Source organism: Flammeovirga sp. AWQ4_249, from assembly GCF_056161045.1.
In genome coordinates this window covers 1-21306 of record NZ_JBSWYJ010000064.1, presented here as the reverse complement: position 1 = coordinate 21306, position 21306 = coordinate 1, and the positions used below count along the sequence as shown (strand labels likewise).

22 protein-coding genes and 4 tRNA genes are annotated in these 21306 nt (G+C 32.7%); 23 read left to right on the top strand and 3 right to left on the bottom strand.

What is annotated here, in order from left to right; genetic code table 11:
- The first annotated feature begins 272 nt into the window (after positions 1-272).
- From ACXAHM_RS24760 to ACXAHM_RS24740, 5 genes are all read left to right on the top strand, one after another.
- The gene (locus ACXAHM_RS24760; protein ID WP_240050295.1) at positions 273-623 is read left to right on the top strand and encodes an HU family DNA-binding protein; all 351 of its coding nucleotides are present in this window, start codon (positions 273-275) and stop codon (positions 621-623) included.
- 79 nt (positions 624-702) lie between these two features.
- The gene (locus tag ACXAHM_RS24755) at positions 703-1560 is read left to right on the top strand and encodes a tetratricopeptide repeat protein (RefSeq protein WP_474966441.1); all 858 of its coding nucleotides are present in this window, start codon (positions 703-705) and stop codon (positions 1558-1560) included.
- Positions 1561-1934: 374 nt separating this feature from the next.
- Complete coding sequence (locus tag ACXAHM_RS24750) at positions 1935-3494, top strand: Rne/Rng family ribonuclease (protein WP_474966439.1); 1560 nt, start codon at positions 1935-1937, stop codon at positions 3492-3494.
- Positions 3495-3625: 131 nt separating this feature from the next.
- A complete protein-coding gene (gene trxA / locus ACXAHM_RS24745; RefSeq protein WP_474966436.1) occupies positions 3626-3925 on the top strand; it encodes a thioredoxin in 300 nt (99 codons plus the stop codon).
- A gap of 47 nt (positions 3926-3972) precedes the next feature.
- Positions 3973-4971, top strand: a complete 999-nt coding sequence (locus tag ACXAHM_RS24740; RefSeq protein ID WP_474966434.1) for a TerB family tellurite resistance protein — start codon at positions 3973-3975, stop codon at positions 4969-4971.
- A 64-nt stretch (positions 4972-5035) separates the two neighbouring features.
- Here ACXAHM_RS24740 and rseP read toward each other — a convergent pair whose 3' ends face one another.
- Entirely contained in the window at positions 5036-6385 is a 1350-nt protein-coding gene (rseP, locus tag ACXAHM_RS24735) for an RIP metalloprotease RseP (RefSeq protein WP_474966432.1), read from the bottom strand.
- Between the two features lie 66 nt (positions 6386-6451).
- Positions 6452-7627 (bottom strand): 1-deoxy-D-xylulose-5-phosphate reductoisomerase, encoded by a 1176-nt coding sequence (locus tag ACXAHM_RS24730; RefSeq protein ID WP_474966430.1) that lies wholly within the window; start codon positions 7625-7627, stop codon positions 6452-6454.
- A 163-nt stretch (positions 7628-7790) separates the two neighbouring features.
- On the opposite strand from ACXAHM_RS24730, the gene ACXAHM_RS24725 reads away from it, so the two are divergent.
- The 7 genes from ACXAHM_RS24725 to ACXAHM_RS24695 all read left to right on the top strand — a co-directional run bounded on the left by ACXAHM_RS24725 (position 7791) and on the right by ACXAHM_RS24695 (position 14229).
- Positions 7791-8048, top strand: a complete 258-nt coding sequence (locus ACXAHM_RS24725) for a hypothetical protein (protein ID WP_474966428.1) — start codon at positions 7791-7793, stop codon at positions 8046-8048.
- Positions 8049-8211: 163 nt separating this feature from the next.
- Positions 8212-8592 carry a glycine cleavage system protein GcvH gene (gcvH, locus tag ACXAHM_RS24720; protein ID WP_474966426.1) on the top strand — a complete coding sequence of 127 codons (381 nt, stop codon included), beginning with the start codon at positions 8212-8214 and terminating at the stop codon, positions 8590-8592.
- 94 nt (positions 8593-8686) lie between these two features.
- Positions 8687-9301 carry an NUDIX hydrolase gene (locus ACXAHM_RS24715; RefSeq protein ID WP_474966424.1) on the top strand — a complete coding sequence of 205 codons (615 nt, stop codon included), beginning with the start codon at positions 8687-8689 and terminating at the stop codon, positions 9299-9301.
- 9 nt (positions 9302-9310) lie between these two features.
- A complete protein-coding gene (locus tag ACXAHM_RS24710; RefSeq protein WP_474966420.1) occupies positions 9311-11665 on the top strand; it encodes a WG repeat-containing protein in 2355 nt (784 codons plus the stop codon).
- Between the two features lie 85 nt (positions 11666-11750).
- A complete protein-coding gene (locus ACXAHM_RS24705; RefSeq protein WP_474966416.1) occupies positions 11751-11924 on the top strand; it encodes a hypothetical protein in 174 nt (57 codons plus the stop codon).
- Positions 11925-12025: 101 nt separating this feature from the next.
- Positions 12026-13240: a CHASE2 domain-containing protein gene (locus tag ACXAHM_RS24700; protein WP_474966413.1), complete on the top strand. Its 1215-nt coding sequence runs from the start codon at positions 12026-12028 to the stop codon at positions 13238-13240.
- Positions 13241-13341: 101 nt separating this feature from the next.
- Positions 13342-14229: a hypothetical protein gene (locus ACXAHM_RS24695; protein WP_474966411.1), complete on the top strand. Its 888-nt coding sequence runs from the start codon at positions 13342-13344 to the stop codon at positions 14227-14229.
- Positions 14230-14280: 51 nt separating this feature from the next.
- Here ACXAHM_RS24695 and ACXAHM_RS24690 read toward each other — a convergent pair whose 3' ends face one another.
- Positions 14281-14991 carry a TVP38/TMEM64 family protein gene (locus ACXAHM_RS24690; RefSeq protein ID WP_474966409.1) on the bottom strand — a complete coding sequence of 237 codons (711 nt, stop codon included), beginning with the start codon at positions 14989-14991 and terminating at the stop codon, positions 14281-14283.
- Between the two features lie 131 nt (positions 14992-15122).
- Here ACXAHM_RS24690 and ACXAHM_RS24685 point away from each other — a divergent pair.
- From ACXAHM_RS24685 to ACXAHM_RS24635, 11 genes are all read left to right on the top strand, one after another.
- Positions 15123-15195: transfer RNA gene (locus tag ACXAHM_RS24685), tRNA-Thr, on the top strand.
- Between the two features lie 47 nt (positions 15196-15242).
- Positions 15243-15315, top strand: a tRNA-Thr gene (locus ACXAHM_RS24680).
- Between the two features lie 46 nt (positions 15316-15361).
- Positions 15362-15434: transfer RNA gene (locus tag ACXAHM_RS24675), tRNA-Thr, on the top strand.
- A gap of 65 nt (positions 15435-15499) precedes the next feature.
- Positions 15500-15572: transfer RNA gene (locus tag ACXAHM_RS24670), tRNA-Thr, on the top strand.
- A gap of 206 nt (positions 15573-15778) precedes the next feature.
- The gene (rpmB, locus tag ACXAHM_RS24665) at positions 15779-16015 is read left to right on the top strand and encodes a 50S ribosomal protein L28 (protein WP_044212427.1); all 237 of its coding nucleotides are present in this window, start codon (positions 15779-15781) and stop codon (positions 16013-16015) included.
- Positions 16016-16062: 47 nt separating this feature from the next.
- Complete coding sequence (gene rpmG, locus ACXAHM_RS24660; RefSeq protein ID WP_169659830.1) at positions 16063-16245, top strand: 50S ribosomal protein L33; 183 nt, start codon at positions 16063-16065, stop codon at positions 16243-16245.
- A 2-nt stretch (positions 16246-16247) separates the two neighbouring features.
- Complete coding sequence (locus ACXAHM_RS24655; RefSeq protein ID WP_084005937.1) at positions 16248-16400, top strand: DUF4295 domain-containing protein; 153 nt, start codon at positions 16248-16250, stop codon at positions 16398-16400.
- Positions 16401-16648: 248 nt separating this feature from the next.
- Positions 16649-17644: a signal recognition particle-docking protein FtsY gene (gene ftsY, locus ACXAHM_RS24650; protein WP_474966405.1), complete on the top strand. Its 996-nt coding sequence runs from the start codon at positions 16649-16651 to the stop codon at positions 17642-17644.
- A 125-nt stretch (positions 17645-17769) separates the two neighbouring features.
- Positions 17770-18588: a pyrroline-5-carboxylate reductase gene (gene proC, locus ACXAHM_RS24645; RefSeq protein ID WP_474966403.1), complete on the top strand. Its 819-nt coding sequence runs from the start codon at positions 17770-17772 to the stop codon at positions 18586-18588.
- A gap of 33 nt (positions 18589-18621) precedes the next feature.
- Positions 18622-19593, top strand: coding sequence for a 6-phosphofructokinase (gene pfkA, locus ACXAHM_RS24640; protein ID WP_474966401.1), 972 nt, complete (start codon positions 18622-18624; stop codon positions 19591-19593).
- Positions 19594-19818: 225 nt separating this feature from the next.
- The coding region (locus tag ACXAHM_RS24635; RefSeq protein WP_474966399.1) for a SulP family inorganic anion transporter at positions 19819-21306 on the top strand (1488 nt) is incomplete at its 3' end.

Here is a 21306-nt window from a genome sequence, read left to right as displayed (position 1 = left end):
GTACTGGGTTAACCCCCGGGAGAGTAAGTCGGCGCCACATTCATTAAATATAGAAGGTTAGTTAACACAAGATGTTGACTAACCTTTTTTTTATGGCTAAATTATGTAATAATTTGTTAATCAGTATTTTATAGTGAGATTTTACTATTTTTTTAACGTTCTGATTATTACATTTGTAGCTACTAGTTAGGCTAACAGTCTTCTGTATTTCAGCGAGTTATTTTTTGGCTGCAATGCAGAGACGAATCTTATAAATATAAAATTTCACTAAAGTGACTAAAGCAGAAGTAATCACAGAAATTCTCAGAAAAATTGAGAAACGTCAAGAAGCACAAACTTCAAACGCAGCAACTATGGTTGAAGTAGATAAAGAAGTAGTAGGACAAGTTTTAGAAGACTTCTTTAATGTAGTGAAGGACAAAATGGCTGAAGGTAACAATATCTATATCCGTCGTTTTGGTAGCTTTGTAAACAAAAAGCGTGCAAGCAAAAAAGGTAGAGATATCTCAAGAGGTGAGATTATTCCAATTCCTGAGCACTTCATTCCAAGCTTCAAACCATCTAAAGAGTTTGTTGAAAAAATTAAAGGTAGTGACAAAGTACGTTTGATCAACGAAAACTAGTACTTAGTTACAAAGAATTGCATAAATTGTCCGCATCTTTGAAATGAAGATGCGGACTTTTTTTTAACACCTTATTTTTATGGGAACTAAACAATATATATTACTTGGAGGAGGTATCGTTCTTATCATAATTCTTGCCTTACTTCCAAAAGCTGTAATAACTGACAATAGTAGTAATGTAGCTGAAGCATCAACGGAACAACATTCAGCTGATGATGGTCATGACCATAGTAGTAATAATTCAACTGATAATAGTATGGCGCATTCTTCTACACTACCAGCAGATACACAAGCAACTTTAGATCAGTTTAAATCTAATTTTGAGAATGCATCTAGCATTGAAGAAAAAGAAAAAGTAGCTAATGAAGCATATGACCTTTTGCTAAGAATGAATAAATTTGAATTAGCAGGAGATTGGAAGTTGGCTTTGTATGGAGCTTCAGAAAATACCAAAGATTTAAGAGCAGCTGCTGATGCATATTATGATGCTTATACATTTGCGATGTCTCAAGAGCGATCAGCTCAAATGGCATTAAAGGCACAAAAACAATATCAAGCACTTGTTGATAAAGATTCGAAAGATTTAGATGCAAAAGTAAAACTTGGAATGACATACATGACTTCTGCTGCACCAATGCAAGGTATTGGTATAATCAGAGAAGTTATTGCTGAAGATCCAAACCATCAATTAGCTTTATTCAACTTAGGTTTATTATCTATTCAATCTGGACAATACGATAAAGCAATTAATCGTTTCCTGAAATTAAAAAAATTATATCCTGATGATATGGAAGCTAGATTCTATTTGGCTATTTCATTGAAAGAAACAGGTAGTGAAGACAAAGCAATCGATGAACTAAAATATATTAATAAAAACGCTGATTCTGAGGAAATTCGTGCTACGGCACAGCAATATCTCGCTGATTGGGTGAATTAATGTAAATAAATGGAGGAATTTTGAATTTAAATTCGACTTTCTCCTTTTTTTGTTCTAAATTGCGCATTCGTTCTAGGGATAATATTATCCTTTGAATGAATTATAAAGAAAAGATTTAAAACACTTAACCTGTAAGAATATGCCTTGCGGTAAGAAAAGAAAAAGACATAAGATCGCGACTCACAAGAGAAAGAAAAGACTTAGAAAGAACAGACACAAGAAAAAGTAATGTTCTAGTCGCACTTACTAATAACCTTGCTCTAGTGAATCTAGGACAAGGTTTTTCATTATCTTAGAAAAAGAATTATTTTAGTATAGTAAAACGTTACTATACATTTTCATAGATTTATTGTTAACCTTAAACTTTTATTGAGTTGAGTAATGAACTAGTTATTAATTCAACTCCTGAGGGCAGTAGAATTGCCCTTATGCGAGATAAAAGTCTGGTGGAACTTCACTATGATAATGACGAAACAAAATTTCAAGTAGGGGACATCTATTTAGGTGTTGTAAGAAAAGTAGTGCCCGGTTTAAATGCTGCCTTCATTGATATCGGATATGATAAAGATGCTTTTCTTCATTATTTGGATTTGGGACCTAAAGTCCGATCTCTATTGAAATATATCAAGCTTGCACAAGGTAAACACCACAAACATGTGAGTGAAAACCTAAAGCAGTTTCGTTTGGAACCTGAAATTGATAAACTCGGCAAAATCAATGATGTGCTAAAACAAAATCAAAAGATTTTAGTACAAGTGGTTAAAGAACCGATTTCAACAAAAGGACCAAGATTATCTTGTGAACTTTCTTTAGCAGGTAGATACCTGGTTTTAGTTCCTTTTAGCAATACTGTAAACATTTCAAAGAAAATTACTGACGCTGGTGAGAGAAGAAGACTTCTTAAGCTAGTGAACTCTATACGCCCAGAGAATTTCGGAGTTATTATTAGAACTGTTGCAGAGAATAAAGATGTCTCTGAATTAGATAAAGATTTAAGAGATTTAGTTGCTAAATGGGGTGAAGGAGTAGGCAAATTAAAAGTTGCCACACCTAAAGAAAAAGTAATCGGTGAAATGAACCGTGCAACTTCTATGTTAAGGGATATATTGAATGAATCATTCGATAGTATCACTGTAGATGATAAAGAAGTGTACGATGAAATTAGAAGGTTCATTTTACAAATCGCACCAGACAAAGCAGGAATAGTTAAACATTATTCAGGCAAAACAAAGCTTTTTGAACATCAAGGTATCGAAAAGCAATTAAAAACCCTCTTTGGTCAGACTGTTAGCTTAGGAAGCGGTGGTTATTTAGTCATCGAACATACTGAAGCACTACATGTAATTGATGTAAACAGTGGTAATAAGTCGAATGCAGAGAACAATCAAGAAGCTACTGCATTCAACGTTAATCTAGAGGCTGCTACAGAAATCGCCAGACAATTACGTTTACGTGATATGGGAGGCATCATCGTTGTTGACTTCATTGATATGAAGAAAGCTGAACACAAACAGAAGTTGTATCAGCATATTAAACAAGAGATGAAAGCAGATCGCTCTAAACATACTGTATTACCATTGAGTAAATTTGGCTTAATGCAGATCACAAGGCAGCGTGTGAGACCTGAATTAAGTATTGTAACTAAGGAGAAGTGTCCAACTTGTAATGGCACAGGTAAGATAACAGCATCTATCGCTATTGCTGATCAAATAGAGTCAGAAGTGATGTACTTGTTAGAGAAGCAAAACGATGCGAAATTTAAGCTAGGAGTTCATCCTTACCTTTATGCTTATTTTACTTCTGGATTCCCTTCACTTAGAATGAAATGGTTCTTTAAACATTTCAAATGGATCAAAATCTACGCAGATTCTTCTCTTGGATTATCTGAATACAAGTTTTTTGATCATCATGATGAAGAAATTTCTTTAAAATGATTTGATTAGCTTCTATCGCACAAGATGTGGTAGAAGCTTTTCTATCAAAATACATATTAACAAATTATCATATGAAGATTTATATATGATGACTACCTTTGTTAAGTTTTAAATAATTAACCAATAATATTATGTCAAAATTTACTAACTTAATCAGGAATTCAGAAGTACCTGTTCTTGTTGATTTTTATGCAGACTGGTGTCAACCTTGTCATATGATTGCACCAACTATTAAATCTGTAAAATCTAAATTAGGTGATCGAATTAAGATCCTTAAAATTAATTCAGATAAAAATCAAAAAGCAATGCTTCGTTACCAAGTAAGAAGTATACCTACATTGATTTTATTTCATAAAGGAAAAATACTGTGGAGAAATTCAGGTGTGATTCCAGAACATGAATTAATGAAGGTCTTAGAGAAACATACTTAATTCAATACGACAATAACTACAATTATCACTACAACTCTACTATTGTAATGTCTAACATACCATCTATTAATGAAGAAGTGATTCAAGCTTCTCCTCTAGCAATAATGATACAATCTTGTGAGGGTGTTTCGACAAACTCATGGATGGAATATATCCAAGCTTTATTGGCTATATCAGGAGCTGATGGAGAAATTTCTGAAGAAGAACTGCAATGGGTTTTTACTGATTTCCTTGATATAATAGGGGCTTCAGATGAACAGAAGGAAATGATTAAAGGATTTGATTATTTAAATATCAATCTTGAAGAACTCTTAAGCAACCTTCACATTGATGTACCAATGAATTATAAAAGGACTTTGGTATATGATGCAGTGATGATGGCTATGTCAGATGATGATTATGCCAAAGAAGAAAAAGAGGCGGTTTGGAAAGCTGCTGAGTTGTTAGGAATTCCTTATTTTATTGCAAGAACCATTGAAGGATTAGTGAATACTGAAAAGTCTTTAGGAATGATTCGTAAGTCTTTATTTGAACTAGAAGAAGATGCTGCTCATCCTATTATTGGTTTGCAAAGTATGAATATGAAGCCCGCTTCAGTTCTAGAAAGAAATACTTTTGGTATTAAATTAACTTGTGAGGAAACTCAATTGAATTATGGATATGCATTGATGATAATTGCAGGGGCAGATGGAGAAGTATCAGATGATGAGAAAAAATGGTATCTAGAACAGTTTGTAAAAGTTTCAGAGACTCCAGATCATATTGCTCAACAGGTTATTGCTTATGATTATGAAAATGGTGATTTAAGAGAAGTTCTTGATAATCTAAAAGTGGATGTAACGATTAATTTTAAAAGAACATTACTTTATAATGCTGTAAAAATGGCAAGTGCTGACATGAGTTTTCCTGAACAAGAAAGGGAAGCAACTGAAAAGGTCGCGGAGTTTTTAGATATTTCTCCTGATATTGCACAAACTATTCATTATCTAGTTGACACAGAGGCAAAAATTTCAAAAATGAGACTAACATTATTTGAATATAAATAAAAAAGGCATTGTAAATTTCGTATTTACAATGCCTTTTTCGCTTTAGTATTGATCAATGATATTGTTATAAACCAAAGCTTTTTAGTATATCATTACCAAAAGCAAAAATCATAATTGATAATAGTAGTAGCATACCAAATTGTTGTGCGACCATAAGCACCTTTTCAGAAGGTTTCTTTCCTGTAATCATTTCATACATTAAAAACATTACATGACCACCATCTAATGCAGGTATTGGTAACATATTCATAAATGCTAATACCATAGATAGAATACCTGTTATTGACCAGAAAGAATACCAATTCCATTTACCACCATAAACTTTGGCAATTCCAATTGGACTACTTACTGATTTTCTAGCTGAAATATCTCCACTGAAAATTTTATTAAAAGCTAATACTTGACCAGTAATAACACCAAATGCATTCTTAGTTCCTACAGGAATTGCTTCTAATAAAGTATACTTTTTATATTCAATATTTAATGGTTTCATTTGAAATCCAATTGTACCTTCTTTAGAAACATGAACATCAAGTTTTACAGGTTCATTATTTCTTAAAACGGTTAATTGAATGTCTGAATCAATGTTTTGTGCTAGAACTTTTTTAAATTCATTGAAGTAAGGTACTTTTTCATCATTGATAGCAACTGGAATATCGTCTTGTTTTAACCCTGCTTTTTCGGCAGGAGTACCACTAATTACTCGGTCTACTTTAAATGGATCTCTTGGAGAAATATACCATGTTTTTTGATTTTCTTCCTCACTCATATATTCCGCCATTTCTCTTGGTATATCTACTCTAACATCAGTACCATTTCTATCTACAGTTAAGTAACTGTCTGAAGCTAGTAAAAATTGAAGGTCAACAATTTCATCAAAGTTTTGAACAGGTTTTCCATTTGCATTTATGATTTTATCACCAGTACGAAGTCCTATTCTTTCGCCAAGTTTATTGGCATAGATACCATCTTTATTTACTTCAGAAATTGGATAAGTGATTTTTCCAGTGCTATAGGTCATACCAATGAAAATAATAATGCCAGTAATGACATTCATGATAACTCCTCCCAGCATCACAATTAATCTTTGCCAAGCAGGTTTTGATCTAAATTCCCATGGCTGAGGTTCACTTTCAAGGTCATCAACTCCTTTAGATTCATCAATCATTCCGGCAATATCAACATATCCACCCATAGGAAACCATCCTAATCCATATTCTGTATCTCCTTTTTTAAATTTAAAAATAGAGAATTTTAATAGATTTGGTAATGGGAACAAAAAGTCAAAAAATAAATAGAATTTATTGACACGAATCTTAAAAATTTTAGCCGCGAAAAAATGACCAAATTCGTGAATTCCAATTAATATAGATAACCCAAGTAACAATTGGGCGGTCATAATAAGTACTTCCATCTTTTAATATAATACATACAGCTCGATTTGAAATTAAATAAACTGTATGTCAATGATAATTTTTAATTATTTAGACCAAGATTTGGCCAATTCTCTTACTTGAAGATCAGTTTCAACATAATCTTCATAAGTAGGTGTTGTAATAAAGTTATATTCTTCCATGCAATATGCATTTAATGCTGCAATATCTAAGAATTTAATTTCATCATTTAAGAAACGCTCTACTGCAATTTCATTGGCTGCATTAAGAATACAAGCACTATTTCCTTTTTTCTCTAAAGCATTGTAGGCTAATTGAAGGTTTACGAATGTTTCTTTGTCTGGAGCTTCAAATGTTAAAGTGGGATAATTTAAAAAATTGAAACGTTCAAAATCAGAAGGTAATCGTTCAGGGTATCCTAAAGCATATTGAATAGGAAGTTTCATATCTGGTAAACCCATCTGAGCTTTCATACTTCCATCTTCAAATTGAACTAATGAGTGAACTATTGATTGTGGATGAACAATGACATCTATTTGATCAGCATTTACATCAAACAACCATTTCGCTTCAATAACTTCTAACCCTTTATTCATTAGTGAAGCAGAATCTATAGTGATTTTAGCTCCCATACTCCAATTAGGGTGTTTTAAAGCCTGAGCTTTCGTAACTTGTAAAAGTTCATCTCGTTTTTTACCTCTAAAAGGACCACCAGAAGCGGTTAATATGACTTTTTCAATTGGATTTTGCTCTTCACCAACAAGACATTGAAAGATAGCCGAATGTTCAGAATCGACAGGGATAATGGATACACCTTTATCTTTTGCCATTTGAGTAACAATTTCACCAGCTACAACTAATGTTTCTTTATTAGCTAGAGCAATTGTAATACCTTGTTCAATTGCGGTTAATGTTGGTTTTAATCCAGCATAACCGACAAGTGCAGTTAGGACAATATCAGAATGAGTATTGATTAATGCTTCACAAATGCCATCAATCGACGCTAAAACTTTTACATTTGTATCTTTAAGTCCTTCTTTTAAAGAAGAAAATTTATCTTCATTGCCAATAATGGCATACTTTGGTTGAAACTCAATACATTGCTGAATGAGAAGATCGACATTATTTCCAGCAGTTAGAATGCTTACAGAAAATAAAGAGGAATTGGCTCTTATTACATCTAAGGCTTGTGTGCCAATTGACCCTGTAGATCCTAGGATTGCAATTGATTTTAAAGTCATCAAATCTATCTTTTTATGCATTTTCAAGAATGCTAATTTATTTCGAGAATGCAATTTAATATCAATTACTATTCTTACTCTATTTTTTAGCATTTCATTACAAACATTTTCGTGTTTTGGGCAAGAAAAACAGATTTCGCTTGAAGAATCATGGAAAGAAATAACTACAAAGAACAATGTGAGTATGTTTGCTCTGAAAAAATCACCTATAGCATTAGAAGATACATATGCTATTTTGAAGTTAGCAAATACAGATTCTTTGTATACAAAAAGTATTGAATTACGATTGGAGGCATTAGTTGATGAAACTTATCTAATTATTGAAAAGAAATTAAACCTACCTCCTTTAGAAGATATAATTCTGCAGAAAAAAATGGGAAAAGGAAATTATAAAGTAAGTGTTTCTCCTATTTTATTTAGAGTAGAAGATCAAATTGAATAGCTAATAGATTAATAAATAATTATAACAAATCCTTGTTATTTAAAAATAAAATGAAACACCAATTTTACTATTGGATATATGTGAGTTAAGTTGTTAATTTGAGCATTCAAAATTCGTCCTTAGAGACGACCATTTTATAATCACACATAGATATATTAAAATTATGAATTTCCCAGCAGAATTAAAGTATACAAAAGACCACGAATGGTTAAGAGTAGAAGGTGAATTTGCATATATCGGTATTACTGAATTTGCACAAAGTGAGTTAGGGGATATTGTATATATTGATATTACTTCTGAGGACGAAGAAGTAGCAGAAGGAGAAGTATTTGGATCAGTAGAAGCTGTGAAAACTGTTTCAGATTTATTCATGCCTGTTAATGGTGAAGTGGTTGAAGTAAATGAGGCAATCGATGGAGCTCCTGAATTAGTAAACTCAGATCCTTATGGTGAAGGTTGGATGATTAAAGTAAAAATGTCTGATCCTTCTGAGGCTGATGCTCTATTAGATAGTGATGCATATCAGAAAGAAATTGAAGGATAATTCCTTTTAAATGAAATAAAAAAAGAGTTGAGCAGTAAAAAGTTCAACTCTTTTTTTCTAGATTAATATTTCTAATCATATAAAATTCATCTATATGCATTTTTATACAGGTAAAGTTTATTTTGAACTAAGAAGTCATTTATATAAACATCCACAGGAATACAATTTTATTGTTTATGGAAATGCATCAGCAGAGACAATTTGGTCTAGATATTTGTCTGCAGAAAATGGAGATATATCTGGTGCTCCAAAATATCTTTTTTATACTCATAATTATGAAAAAGAGAGAAAGTCTTTAATCAATAAATTTCAAGTAAGAATTGCAGGTGGTGGAATAGTATATCAAAAAGATAAACTTTTAGTGATTCTACGAAATGGGATATATGATTTACCAAAAGGACATTTAGATCCAGGAGAAACGATAGAAGAGTGTGCTGTTAGAGAAGTAGAAGAAGAAACAGGTGTTAAGGCTTCTTCAGAAGATTTATTAGTTGAAACATTCCATACTTACGTATACAAAGGAAATCATGTATTAAAACATACCTTTTGGTATAAAATGATTGTAGTTGAAGAAGATCAAGTTTTAATTCCTCAAGAAGAAGAAGGTATTGAAGCAATAGAATGGTTATCTTCTAGTGAAATTAAAGATAAAGTTTGGGGGAATACCTACAAATCAATTAAGGAGGTATTCATTATATGTGGTATTTAATAGTTTTTTGTGAATAAAATTTCAAAAATATTTCCTTTCCTACTCATCATTATTGTAATGTTGAGTTTATCGTCCCATGCACAAAAATTGGAACCTGTTTTGGATGAAAGTTCCAACTTGTATGGATATAAAAAAGTAGGCGATGATAAATGGATTATTCCAGCTACATATTTTAAAGCATTTTCGTTTAGTACAAATGGTGTAGCTGTTGTTAGGGAGATTGAAGGATTTTCTTTAATCAATAATAAAGGAAAAAAAATAACAAAAACTCATTATGATAGAATGGGTTGGTCAAATGACGCTGATACTACGTTAGCTCCATTATTTTATGGTAATTTTATTGGTGTTAGAATAAAGAATAAATGGGGAGTAATTAATACAAAAGGTAAAGAAGTTACGATCCCTTCTTTTCAAACTTTAAATTATTTTGATAACGGTGCTTCTATTGTTAGTAACAATGATAGATATGGTGCATTGAATACAAACGGAGAATTAGTTATCCCTACAACTTTTCAAAAACTTAGACCTTTAGCGGGAGGTCTTCCTTTTTTAGTGGCAACAAACGACAATCTAGAAGGAGTAGTCAATTTAGAAGGTGACTGGATACTAGGGTTGGAGTTTATCAGTATTAAATGGGCAGGAAAGAAACTCATTGCTGCAATGACACAAAAGGGTGAATGGATTTTTGTGGACCATGATGGTAATCGTTATTCTGACGAAGAATATACAGACTGGAAATGGTATTATAAGGAGAATAAATTACTATTAAACCAACAAGGACGCTATGGTTTATTAGATGAAGACACAAAGGAAATATACCCAACAATTTATAAAGAAATTACTTTCACAGATTCATCAATAATAGCTCAAAGTTACCCAACACTTGAATTGGGAACTATTGATGGGGCATTTTATTCAAAATGGCATTGTGATAGTTTATCTTATGCTGGAGATGACCTCGTGAGGTATTATACATCAGGAAAAGTAGGAGTTGCTAATGTTTATGGTCAAAATAAATTTTATGACTTTTATGATGAAGTTGGTGATTTTATAGATGGTCAAGCTATTGTAAAAAAGAGAAATAAATTTGGTGTTTGTGATTCTCTAGGTGCACTTATTATTCCTGTAGAGTATACAAACCTTAAAAGAATGCCGACAGGACATTATTGGACTTTGGATATTGAAAATTACCCTGATGTATTTGATCATAAAGGTGTGAATTTAACTATGCATAAATATGACATGGTTGGTGAATATTCTCAAGGTAAATACTTAGTAAGAAGAGCAAGGTTATATGGTTATTTAGACTCAGATTTAAATGAATGGGTAGCTCCTCAATACAAAGATGCTGAATCTTTTGTGGGGCCATATGCTGTTGTAAGGACATCAGATTATTATGGAGTAATTGATTTAGATAAAAAATGGGTGATTACTCCGATTATTGATCGATTGATGACAATTTCTGAAGGATTATTTTATTATGAAGATAATCAACAATGGGGAACACTTGACATAGACGGAATAGAGTGGTTTCGAACAGATTCAGCCACAATGGAATCGTTTCATGAAGGGTATGTAGTCATGAAAAAGAGAGGGAATTATGGTTTGTTGACAAGTACAGGTAAACAAACACTTTCCACTTTGTATGATTCTTTGAATTTGGATTATTTATCGGCGGGAAGAGTTGAGATGTATCTAGATAGTACTTGGCTTTACAAAGAAGTAGATGATTTTGAAGGAGAACCCTCTAGAGATGCTTATACATTATACGATACAACACATTACCCTTCGGAAGGCTATTCAATTGTAAAAATGGGAGGGAAATATGGTTTTATGGACTATTTAGGTCGATTAAGGCTTTCTTGTAGATACGATAATGTAAAAGACTTTTCAGAAGGGTTGGCCCCGTTTGCTTTAAATCATAAATGGGGATTTATCAATAAAGAAGATATTATTGTTCTTCAGCCAAGATATGAAGATTTAGAAGGGTTAGTAGAAAATGCAGCAAAAGCTAAATCTAGAGGCTTATGGGGAGCTATAGATCCATCAGGAAAAGAAGTGATTCCTTTCAAATATGAAAATGTAGAGAGAACTCCTTATAATAATTGGTACATCTGGGAAAAAGGTGGAAAAATGGGGATTTATGAACCCGGAGGAATCAAAGGGATTTATGGTAAATATGATAAAATAATAGATCTTGGAGATAGTTATGTAAAAGTATACAGAGACTATATGTGTGGAATAGACCGTATAGACGGTTACAGTACTTGGTCTATAAAATATTACAGCGTGAATCTTCATGAAAATAGGCATTGGGTAAGTATGGAGATTGCTAGACCTAAAAAAATTGAAACCTCATTATAATTTATTAAATACAATATCGTAACTAATTGATTTTTAAGGTAGTTAAACTAAATATAATCCAGCACGATAAAGTTTAGAACCTACCATGAAAATCTTTCCTTTCTTAATTATTTTAATTATTTCAACATCTTTCAAAATTTTAGAACCTCAAAATGAAGTTCATATTTTACATTTTGAATCACCTTCAGAGGTGTTAAAAGATGGAGTATTAGTTGAAAGATATTCAACAGGAAGCATGGATCTTTATAAATTGAATTAAAAAAAAGTAGCTATACATAAAAAAAAGGCTTTTCTTCACGTTATTGTTGAAGGAAAGCCTTTTTTATTTTTTGCTTTCACTACTATAGAACATATCCAAACATGACTAAAATAAGACTCTTAAACAGAGACGCATTATTGGGAACTATCTTTGTTTTCCTATTTATGGGTCTTCTGCAAGCTTCAAATCTACAAATCGAAGTCTTGAATGTTTTTGAACAAGTGTTTGAAAACTTTGAACTTACAGATATTTATTATTCAAAACTCCAAGAAAATGAATCTTTCGAAAAAGATGTAGTCATAGTTAATATTGGCAATCTTGATCGAAAAGGTATTGCGAAGCAAATAAATAAACTTGCTGCAGCGAAGCCCAAAGTAATGGGGATTGATGCTACTTTTTATGGACCAAGACCAAAGGATCCAGCAGGAGACTTTCTATTAGCTCAAGCTTTAAGAATGGTAGGAGATAATTTTGTGATGGCTACAAGTCCGGATCATTGGAATCCAACAACCTCTAAATTTGATACTTTGAGAATGTCTTATGCTCCATTTGTTGCAAAAACAGATCACGCTCATGTTTTTACGGGTATATTAACAGAGGAAGAGTTTACAACCTGGAGGGAGTTTCCTGTTTATGTTGATCTTAAAAATGGAGAGAAAGAATATGCTTTAGCCGTCAAAATGGCTGAGAAATTTGCACCTGAAAAAACAGCCAAATTTTTAGCTAGAAATAATCAAACAGAACCGATTTATTTTAAAGGAAATTTTGATAAATATCTAAAAATAGACATTGAGGATTTCAATGACCCAGATAAAGATTTCTCTTTCATAAAAGATAAAATTGTATTGATGGGATACATGGGAGATGGATATACTTCACCTCACTGGGATGAAGATAAATTTTTCACACCTTTAAATAGTAATTTAGTAGGTAGAGGTTATCCAGATATGTATGGAGTAGTTGTTCATGCTAATATTATTTCGATGATTTTGAATGAGAAAGAGATAGATATGATGCCAGATTGGTTAAGTTATTTATTGGCCTTCTTATTATGTTATTTTAATGCAGTTATTTTCATGTGGATTGTTGAAAATAGAAATTTATCTGTTTGGTACAATGCAATTACGAAGTCTATCCAATTGATAGAAGCTATCATAATTTTATTTTTATCATCGATTTTATTTGGTTCATTCCATTACCATGCAAATTTCACATTGTTATTCTTGATAATATTACTTTCGGGAGATTTAATTGAAATATTTGCGGAAATTCTGCTTAGAGTTTTTTACGGAGTTAAAAAGAAATGGAAAAAGTAAATCAATTCATTAAATTGTGAATAACTTTTAATTTATATTTTACGTAAAACAAACTACAAAAAAATTTTTAGAAACTTCTGAATATAAAATATATACAAACTATGAAGATTAAATTATTAACCAGCATTATCTTAAGTCTCTTTTTAATAACATCGGTCTACTCGCAAGAGGCAAAGTTTATGGTTCTAGGAGCCAAAGGTGATATAAAAGTAGATGGAAAGAAAATTCAGACAGGAGATATGCTCTTATCGGGTCAATCAGTAGAAGTATCAGGAAGTGCTCCTTACTTAGGTTTAGCATCTATTATGGGTGGTACTATGGAGTTAAAAAAAGGTGGTACTTATAAAGTTGACGATTTAGAAAAAGATTTAGGCTCTCAAGAAAGTGATCTTGTTTCAAAATATGTAGATTTCATTAAAGATGAACTTACAGGTTCTGGTGAAACAGCATCTACTAAAGCAAAATATGGATCTGTTACTCGTTCTTTAAAGAAAAAGCCAATATTTTTCTATATCCCTATAAACTCAAATGCGATTAAATCAGAAATTAATCTTACTTGGGCATTAAAGGGAAATAGCGATGAAAAAGATGCAGCTTTTAAAATTTACATTAAAGATAGAAAACATCATGTACTAATTGAAGATGATGTAACGGGTGCAGAATACAAGTTAGATTTAAATGATCCGAAATTAAAAGATCAGAAATATCTTTTCTATTATGTTGAGGATGCAAAAAATAATAAAATAGCATCTGATTTGTATGCTTTTACTGTTTATGCGAATGGAGATTCTGATGAAACAGCACAGGAAATTCAAAAGCTAAAGCAAAATAATACAGCTATAGGTCAATTGATCTTAGCTAAATTCTATGAAGAAAAAGGATTTATTGTAAATGCATCAACAGCATATGAACAAGCTATTGACTTATCTAATGGAGATGCTCAATTCGTAAAACTTTACGAAAATTTCCAATCAAGATACGGAAGTTAATAACTAGGATTTGAATGCAACGAACATTATTAAGCCATTAAAGCGAGAGTTTTAATGGCTTTTATTTTTATCCAATTGCTTACGGATGGAATTAGTGAAAATCTGACTTAAACCTACTATTGATAAAACAATTAAGCCTCCGATGACCATTTGTGTAATCGTATTTGAGCTACTGTTACCGATATCTTGAATATTTTCGATAGACATACCAAACCATACAGACACTAAAGTTCTTGGTAACATCCCTACTAAACTACCAATTAAAAAAGCATGTATTGGCGTCTTGGCCCATGCTAATAATAAATTACTTAAAGCGAAAGGAAGGATGGGTGATAACTTTGTAAATGCAACAATCTTGTAAGGAGACTCATGTACAGTATTTATAATTGCATTAGCTATAGGATATTTTTCGATTGATTTATTAAATTTTCCTTGATCAATCCATTTTACTAAAATATAACAAATTAATGCAGCTGTCATATAGGAAGGAATCATACCATATAATGCTTGCCATCCTAGAAAATATCCAGAAAACAACGCCATAAATGTTGTAGGTGTTAATGCTAACGCCATTGTAATACTAGAGATAAAAAAGAAGACAATCCATTCGTAAATTGTAAAATTTGTAATTTGATCTTGGTACTTATATCCAAGTGTTGCAATCGTTGAACTCGTCAATAATGGCAAAATACTCAATCCTCCACCTACAGAAAAAGAAGATTTATTTTTATCGAAAACCTCTTTTATAGCCTTAAAACCCATATAACTTTTAAATAAATGTCAATTATTAAGCTGCAAAGTAAAAAAAAACTATTTAAAGTTGTGTAATTAATTTTCTGCTTCTATATTTGCATCGCTTTTATCAGAAACGGTGTTTAAGATATAAGCAAAAGGCCTCATTAGCTCAGCTGGTAGAGCAACTGATTTGTAATCAGTAGGTCACTGGTTCGACTCCGGTATGAGGCTCTCTTTTCTTTACAAACGTGTAAAGATATTTAAAATATAATCTTGAAGCCTCATTAGCTCAGCTGGTAGAGCAACTGATTTGTAATCAGTAGGTCACTGGTTCGACTCCGGTATGAGGCTCAATTTTACTTCAAACGTTCACAAGTCGTGTGGACTGATTTGAGAAGCCTCATTAGCTCAGCTGGTAGAGCAACTGATTTGTAATCAGTAGGTCACTGGTTCGACTCCGGTATGAGGCTCAAGTCTTGGAGTCAGGCAATTTGGAAACAAATTCGGCGCTGGGTTAAAGACGAAATATGGTATTGCCTCATTAGCTCAGCTGGTAGAGCAACTGATTTGTAATCAGTAGGTCACTGGTTCGACTCCGGTATGAGGCTCATAGTAATGAAAACCCTTTTGAAAGCTGAATTATCAACTTAGTTGATGATAATGCTTTTGAGTGGGTTTTTTTCATTATTTAAGTATTTAGGTAATGGAATTTTCGTTAATGATCTAGAACTTAATTAACTTAAGTGGTTGATTATTTGGTGATTAGGAAATTATTTAAGTATTTGCGGACTCGTTAATTTTAAAATATAAGAAGATGTCAAGAATCTGCGATATTACAGGTAAAAGAACGAGAGTTGGTAATAATGTTTCTCACGCAAACAATAAGACCAAACGTAAGTTCTACCCTAACTTGCACAAAAAACGTTTCTACATTCCTGAAGAGGATCGTTGGGTAACGTTAAAAGTTTCTTCAAGTGCTTTGAGAACAATCAACAAGAACGGTATTTCTGCTGTCTTGAAAAAAGCACGTAAAGAAGGTAAAACTATCTAGTTTAATCTTGGTTTAATTTCGGTATCAATTACCAAAAAGAATAAGTCATGGCTAAGAAAGGCAACAGAGTACAAGTGATCCTTGAGTGCACTGAGCACAAAGCATCTGGTCAATCAGGTACTTCAAGATACATCACTACAAAAAACCGTAAGAACACTCCAGATCGTCTAGAGAGACGTAAGTTCAATCCGGTATTAAAGAAATACACAATTCACCGTGAAATTAAGTAATTATGGCTAAGAAAGTAGTAGCAACACTTAAGAAAGAAGGTGGCGTTAAATACGCTAAAGTGGTGAAAGCAGTGAAATCTCCAAAAACGGGTGCTTACACGTTCAAAGAAGAGATTATCATGGAAGATCAAGTAAAAGATTACTTAGCAAAGTAATTTGCTTGCTTCAAGCTTTACATTTCTTTCGAAAAAACCCTGCAACAAGATTGTAGGGTTTTTTGTTATATTTATACAGATGTAATTTTTACATTTCTATTGACTTTGATAGTAATTGTAAATCAAATACATTCAGAGGGATAGATCTATATCACTTTTTTGGGATTCTAACTTTTTGAGCGTTATTTTCGCATTGAAGTGAAGGGTTTACCTTGATTATTTATTATTAGATTTAATTAGTAGCAACAATGGGCTTCTTTAAAAAATTTTTTGGAAAATCAGAGATTACTGAGGAGGAGAAAGAAAACCTGGATAAAGGTTTAGAAAAATCTCGTGGTACTTTGTTTGATAAGCTTAGCAAAGCAGTAGCTGGTAAATCTAAGGTAGATGACGAGGTGTTAGATAACCTTGAAGAAATTTTGGTAACTTCAGACGTTGGTGTTGAAACAACGTTGAAGATTATCGATCGTATAGAAGAAAGAGTTGCTAAAGACAAGTATGTCAATGCAACTGAACTTAATCAAATTTTATACGAAGAAATAGCAGGACTTTTAGATGAAAATAAAAGTGCTGATGTAGATGGTTACACAATTCCAGAAGGAATTGAAGGACCATATGTGATGTTGGTAGTAGGGGTGAATGGTGTTGGTAAAACAACAACTATTGGTAAACTTTCTGCTAAGTTTAAAGAGAAAGGTTACAAAGTGGTCTTAGGTGCAGCGGATACATTTAGAGCCGCAGCTGTAGATCAACTTAAACTTTGGGGTGAACGTACCGGTGTTGATGTAGTAGCAAAAGGAATGAATGTTGATCCTTCTTCTGTAGCTTTTGAAGCTGTGAAAAAAGGAGTTGAATCAAATGCTGATGTTATTATAGTAGATACAGCAGGTCGTTTACATAATAAAGTAAACCTGATGAATGAGTTGTCTAAAATTAAAAGATCAATGCAAAAAGTAGCTCCTGGAGTTCCACATGATGTAATTTTAGTATTAGATGGTTCTACGGGTCAAAATGCAGTGAATCAAGCTAGAGAATTTACAAAAGCAACTGAAGTAACTGGTTTAGCAATTACTAAACTAGACGGTACTGCAAAAGGTGGTGTTGTAATCGGTATTTCAGATGAATTTAAAATTCCAGTAAAATATATTGGTGTGGGTGAAGGTGTTGATCATTTACAGGCATTCAGAAAAATGGACTTCGTCGAATCTCTTTTCGGCGGGAGAGATGCTACAAAATCTCAATAACTTTTAAACGCATATTAAAAGCCATGTATTGGGACGAATACATGGCTTTTTTGTATAATTTCATTTAGAAAAGATTTTTTTGAATTTCTACTTTCTATTAAGTGGATTTAACTAACAGATAAACTATGAGACCAAACAAAATAACTATTATTGGAGGTGGAAACTTAGGTAAAGCAATTGCTGAAGGATTGATCATCAGTGAATATATTGCTCCAACTAATTTGACGGTCACTAGAAGAAATACAAAATTACTTCAATCTCTATCAGAGAAAGGAGTAAATGTATCTTCCAATAATGTTGAAGCCGTAAAAGATGCCGATTTAATAATCCTAGCTATTAAACCATTTCAGATAAAACAGATAATGGAGCAAATCAAGGATTCTCTTACAGAAAATCAAGTCGTTTCTTCTGTTGTGACAGGTGTATCTTTAAATGATATGTCGTCTGTTTTAGGAAGTCAACAACCTGTTTTTCGTTCAATGCCAAATACAGCAATTGCAATTAGAGAATCAATGACTTGTATTTCTACAGTTAATGGAACGGAAGAGCAAAAAGAAATGTTAGTTGAATTGTTTTCGCAATTAGGGGAAGCAATAATTATTGACGAAAGTTTAATGGCTGCAGCGACTGTTTTAGGAGCAAGTGGAATTGCATATGCTATGAGATTTATTAGAGCAGCATCACAAGGAGGTATCGAAATTGGTTTTGGTGCTCAAGTTTCTCAACTTATTGCAGCCCAAACAGTAAAAGGGGCAGCATCTTTATTGATGGAAACAGGAAATCATCCTGAACATGAAATTGATAAAGTAACGACACCAAAAGGGTGTACAATTGCAGGACTAAATGAAATGGAACATCAAGGATTTAGTTCTTCATTAATTAGCGGAGTAAAGACGTCTTTTAAAGCAATTGATGTGATAAAAGATGATTTTGATAAAAAATAGTGTGTAAATTTTAATAATTAACGAATTAATAAAGTGAAAAAGATTGCCGTGTTTACATCAGGGGGTGATGCTCCCGGAATGAATGCTTGTGTTAGAGCTGTTGTGAGAACAGCAATATATCATGGAATTGAAGTAGTAGGTATTAGAAGAGGATATAGAGGAATGATTGATGCGGACTTTGTACCAATGCAATCACACTCAGTAAGTGATATTATCGGTCTTGGTGGTACAATTTTAAAATCAGCAAGATGTGATGAATTTAGAGACATCAAATGGAGAAAAATCGCTTATGAAAACTGTATAAAGGAAGGGATAGATGGTTTAGTAGCGATTGGAGGTAATGGTACTTTCACAGGTGCTAAATTATTAATGGAAAACTTTGGAATCCCTACTATAGGTTGTCCAGGTACTATTGATAATGATTTATTCGGTACTGATTATACAATTGGATTTGATACAGCAGTAAATACTGCTCTTGATGCAATAGATAAAATTAGAGATACTGCAGCTTCTCATGATCGTGTATTCTTCGTAGAAGTGATGGGTAGAGATGCTGGATTTATCGCTATGCAATCAGGAATTGGCGGTGGTGCTGAGAAAATCTTAGTTCCTGAAATACCAGATACAATCGACGAAGTAATAGAAAACCTTAAGAAAGGTGGCCATAATGAAAAACCTTCTCACATTATTGTAGTTGCAGAAGGTGAAGAAATTGGTAACGCTACGTTTGTTGCTCAAAAAGCAAAAGAAGCATTACCTAATTTAGATATTAGAGTTTCTAATTTAGGTCACATCCAAAGAGGTGGTTCACCATCTGCTTTAGATAGAATCTTAGCAAGCCGTATGGGTATTGCTGCAGTGGAAGGCTTAATTGATGGAAAAAACAATGTAATGGCAGGGGTGATTGATGATAAAATCGCTTACACTTCATTTGATGATGCTATCAATAAAAAGAAGCCGTTAGATGTAGAATTGAATAAAATGGTAGAAATTTTAAATAGTTAGTTTAAATTCTATTCAATATTATTCTAAAAATATAGTAGGGAATAATCGTATAAACGTTTAGTTTTGCGATTATTCCCTTTTTTAATAGTATTAATTGATCTGCTCCAATGTGATTTATAACTGAATACATTGTTATTTAATTCATTCTATCTCAAGTCAAAACTAATTGAGGTAGTTACTTCTCAACTTTCAACAGCTCATATTCTTGAGCATTATTCGTTAAAAATGAAACAAAATCTTCAGTTAAGTATTAAAGGAACTGATTTTAAAACAGAAATATTATCAGGTCTAACGGTTGCGATTGCCCTAGTTCCAGAAGCAATTGCCTTTTCATTCATTGCAGGTGTATCACCTCTAGTTGGTTTATATGCTGCAGTGATAATGGGATTTGTAACAGCGGTTTTAGGTGGTCGTCCAGGTATGATCTCTGGTGCGACAGGTGCGATTGCCGTTGTAGTGATGCCTTTGATAGCAGATAAAGGAGTAGACTATTTATTCCCCGCAATTATTTTGGGTGGTGTTATCCAAATTATTGTTGGTGCATTGAAATTGGGTAAATTTATTCGTTTAGTACCTCATCCAGTTATGTTAGGTTTCGTAAACGGTTTAGCAATTGTGATCTTTAAAGCACAATTTAGTCAGTTTAAAATAGATGGAGAATACCTTTCAGGAGGTCCTTTATATATGATGTTAGGATTGGTTGTGTTAGCAATGCTTGTAATTCAGTTCCTTCCAAAAGTAACAAAAGTAGTACCTTCTCCATTAATGGCAATCTTATTAGTTTCAGGTATTGCTATTGGTTTTGGAATCGAAACACCTACAGTTGGTGATATGGCTTCTATTAAAGGAGGTCTTCCTTCATTGATTATTCCTAATGTGCCATTTGATATGGATACATTAATGGTCATTTTACCTTTCTCTTTAAAGGTTGCTGGTGTAGGTTTAATTGAAAGTCTATTGACACTTACATTAATTGATGAGATCACCGAAACTCGTGGTAGTGGTAATAGAGAGTCTGTAGCTCAAGGTTTAGCAAACATCATTTCTGGTTTCACAGGTGGTATGGGTGGTTGTGCTATGATTGGTCAATCGATGATTAACATCCAATCAGGTGCTCGTCAACGTTGGTCTGGTATTATTGCTGCAGTTGCTTTATTAGCATTCGTATTATTCTTATCATCAATCATTGAGCAAATTCCAATTGCTGCTTTAGTAGGTGTAATGTTTATGGTATCTATCGGTACTTTCGAATGGTCAAGTTTACGTATCTTAAATAAAGTACCAAAGGTAGATGTTGTAGTTTTAATTACTGTATCTGTTGTAACAGTAATCGAAGACTTAGCTGTAGCAGTATTAGTTGGTATTGTAATGTCAGCTTTATCATTTGCTTGGGAAAATGCAGTTCGTATCCGTGCTAGAAAGAAAACAGACGAATTTGGTCGTAAGCACTATGAAATCTACGGTCCATTATTCTTTGGTTCTGCAACAAACTTCTTTGAGAAATTTGACTTCAAAAATGATCCAAAAGAAGTAATTGTAGATTTCTCAGAATCAAGAGTAGCAGATTTATCAGGTATTGAAGCTATCAATAAAATCAATGAGAAATATGAACAATATGATAAAAAAGTTACTTTCATTCATTTATCTCAAGATTGTATTGATTTACTAGATAAAGCAAAATCCAATATAGAAATAGATCATGATCATGACCCT

Excerpts from the sequence above, each read along its gene's own strand:
- ACXAHM_RS24755 (WP_474966441.1), top strand. The coding sequence starts at position 703 with ATGGGAACTAAACAATATATATTACTTGGAGGAGGTATCGTTCTTATC.
- trxA (WP_474966436.1), top strand. The coding sequence starts at position 3,626 with ATGTCAAAATTTACTAACTTAATCAGGAATTCAGAAGTACCTGTTCTT.
- ACXAHM_RS24740 (WP_474966434.1), top strand. The coding sequence starts at position 3,973 with ATGTCTAACATACCATCTATTAATGAAGAAGTGATTCAAGCTTCTCCT.
- rseP (WP_474966432.1), bottom strand. The coding sequence starts at position 6,385 with ATGGAAGTACTTATTATGACCGCCCAATTGTTACTTGGGTTATCTATA.
- ACXAHM_RS24730 (WP_474966430.1), bottom strand. The coding sequence starts at position 7,627 with ATGCATAAAAAGATAGATTTGATGACTTTAAAATCAATTGCAATCCTA.
- ACXAHM_RS24725 (WP_474966428.1), top strand. The coding sequence starts at position 7,791 with ATGTTTGCTCTGAAAAAATCACCTATAGCATTAGAAGATACATATGCT.
- gcvH (WP_474966426.1), top strand. The coding sequence starts at position 8,212 with ATGAATTTCCCAGCAGAATTAAAGTATACAAAAGACCACGAATGGTTA.
- ACXAHM_RS24715 (WP_474966424.1), top strand. The coding sequence starts at position 8,687 with ATGCATTTTTATACAGGTAAAGTTTATTTTGAACTAAGAAGTCATTTA.
- ACXAHM_RS24705 (WP_474966416.1), top strand. The coding sequence starts at position 11,751 with ATGAAAATCTTTCCTTTCTTAATTATTTTAATTATTTCAACATCTTTC.
- ACXAHM_RS24700 (WP_474966413.1), top strand. The coding sequence starts at position 12,026 with ATGACTAAAATAAGACTCTTAAACAGAGACGCATTATTGGGAACTATC.
- ACXAHM_RS24695 (WP_474966411.1), top strand. The coding sequence starts at position 13,342 with ATGAAGATTAAATTATTAACCAGCATTATCTTAAGTCTCTTTTTAATA.
- ACXAHM_RS24690 (WP_474966409.1), bottom strand. The coding sequence starts at position 14,991 with ATGGGTTTTAAGGCTATAAAAGAGGTTTTCGATAAAAATAAATCTTCT.
- rpmB (WP_044212427.1), top strand. The coding sequence starts at position 15,779 with ATGTCAAGAATCTGCGATATTACAGGTAAAAGAACGAGAGTTGGTAAT.
- rpmG (WP_169659830.1), top strand. The coding sequence starts at position 16,063 with ATGGCTAAGAAAGGCAACAGAGTACAAGTGATCCTTGAGTGCACTGAG.
- ACXAHM_RS24655 (WP_084005937.1), top strand. The coding sequence starts at position 16,248 with ATGGCTAAGAAAGTAGTAGCAACACTTAAGAAAGAAGGTGGCGTTAAA.
- ftsY (WP_474966405.1), top strand. The coding sequence starts at position 16,649 with ATGGGCTTCTTTAAAAAATTTTTTGGAAAATCAGAGATTACTGAGGAG.
- proC (WP_474966403.1), top strand. The coding sequence starts at position 17,770 with ATGAGACCAAACAAAATAACTATTATTGGAGGTGGAAACTTAGGTAAA.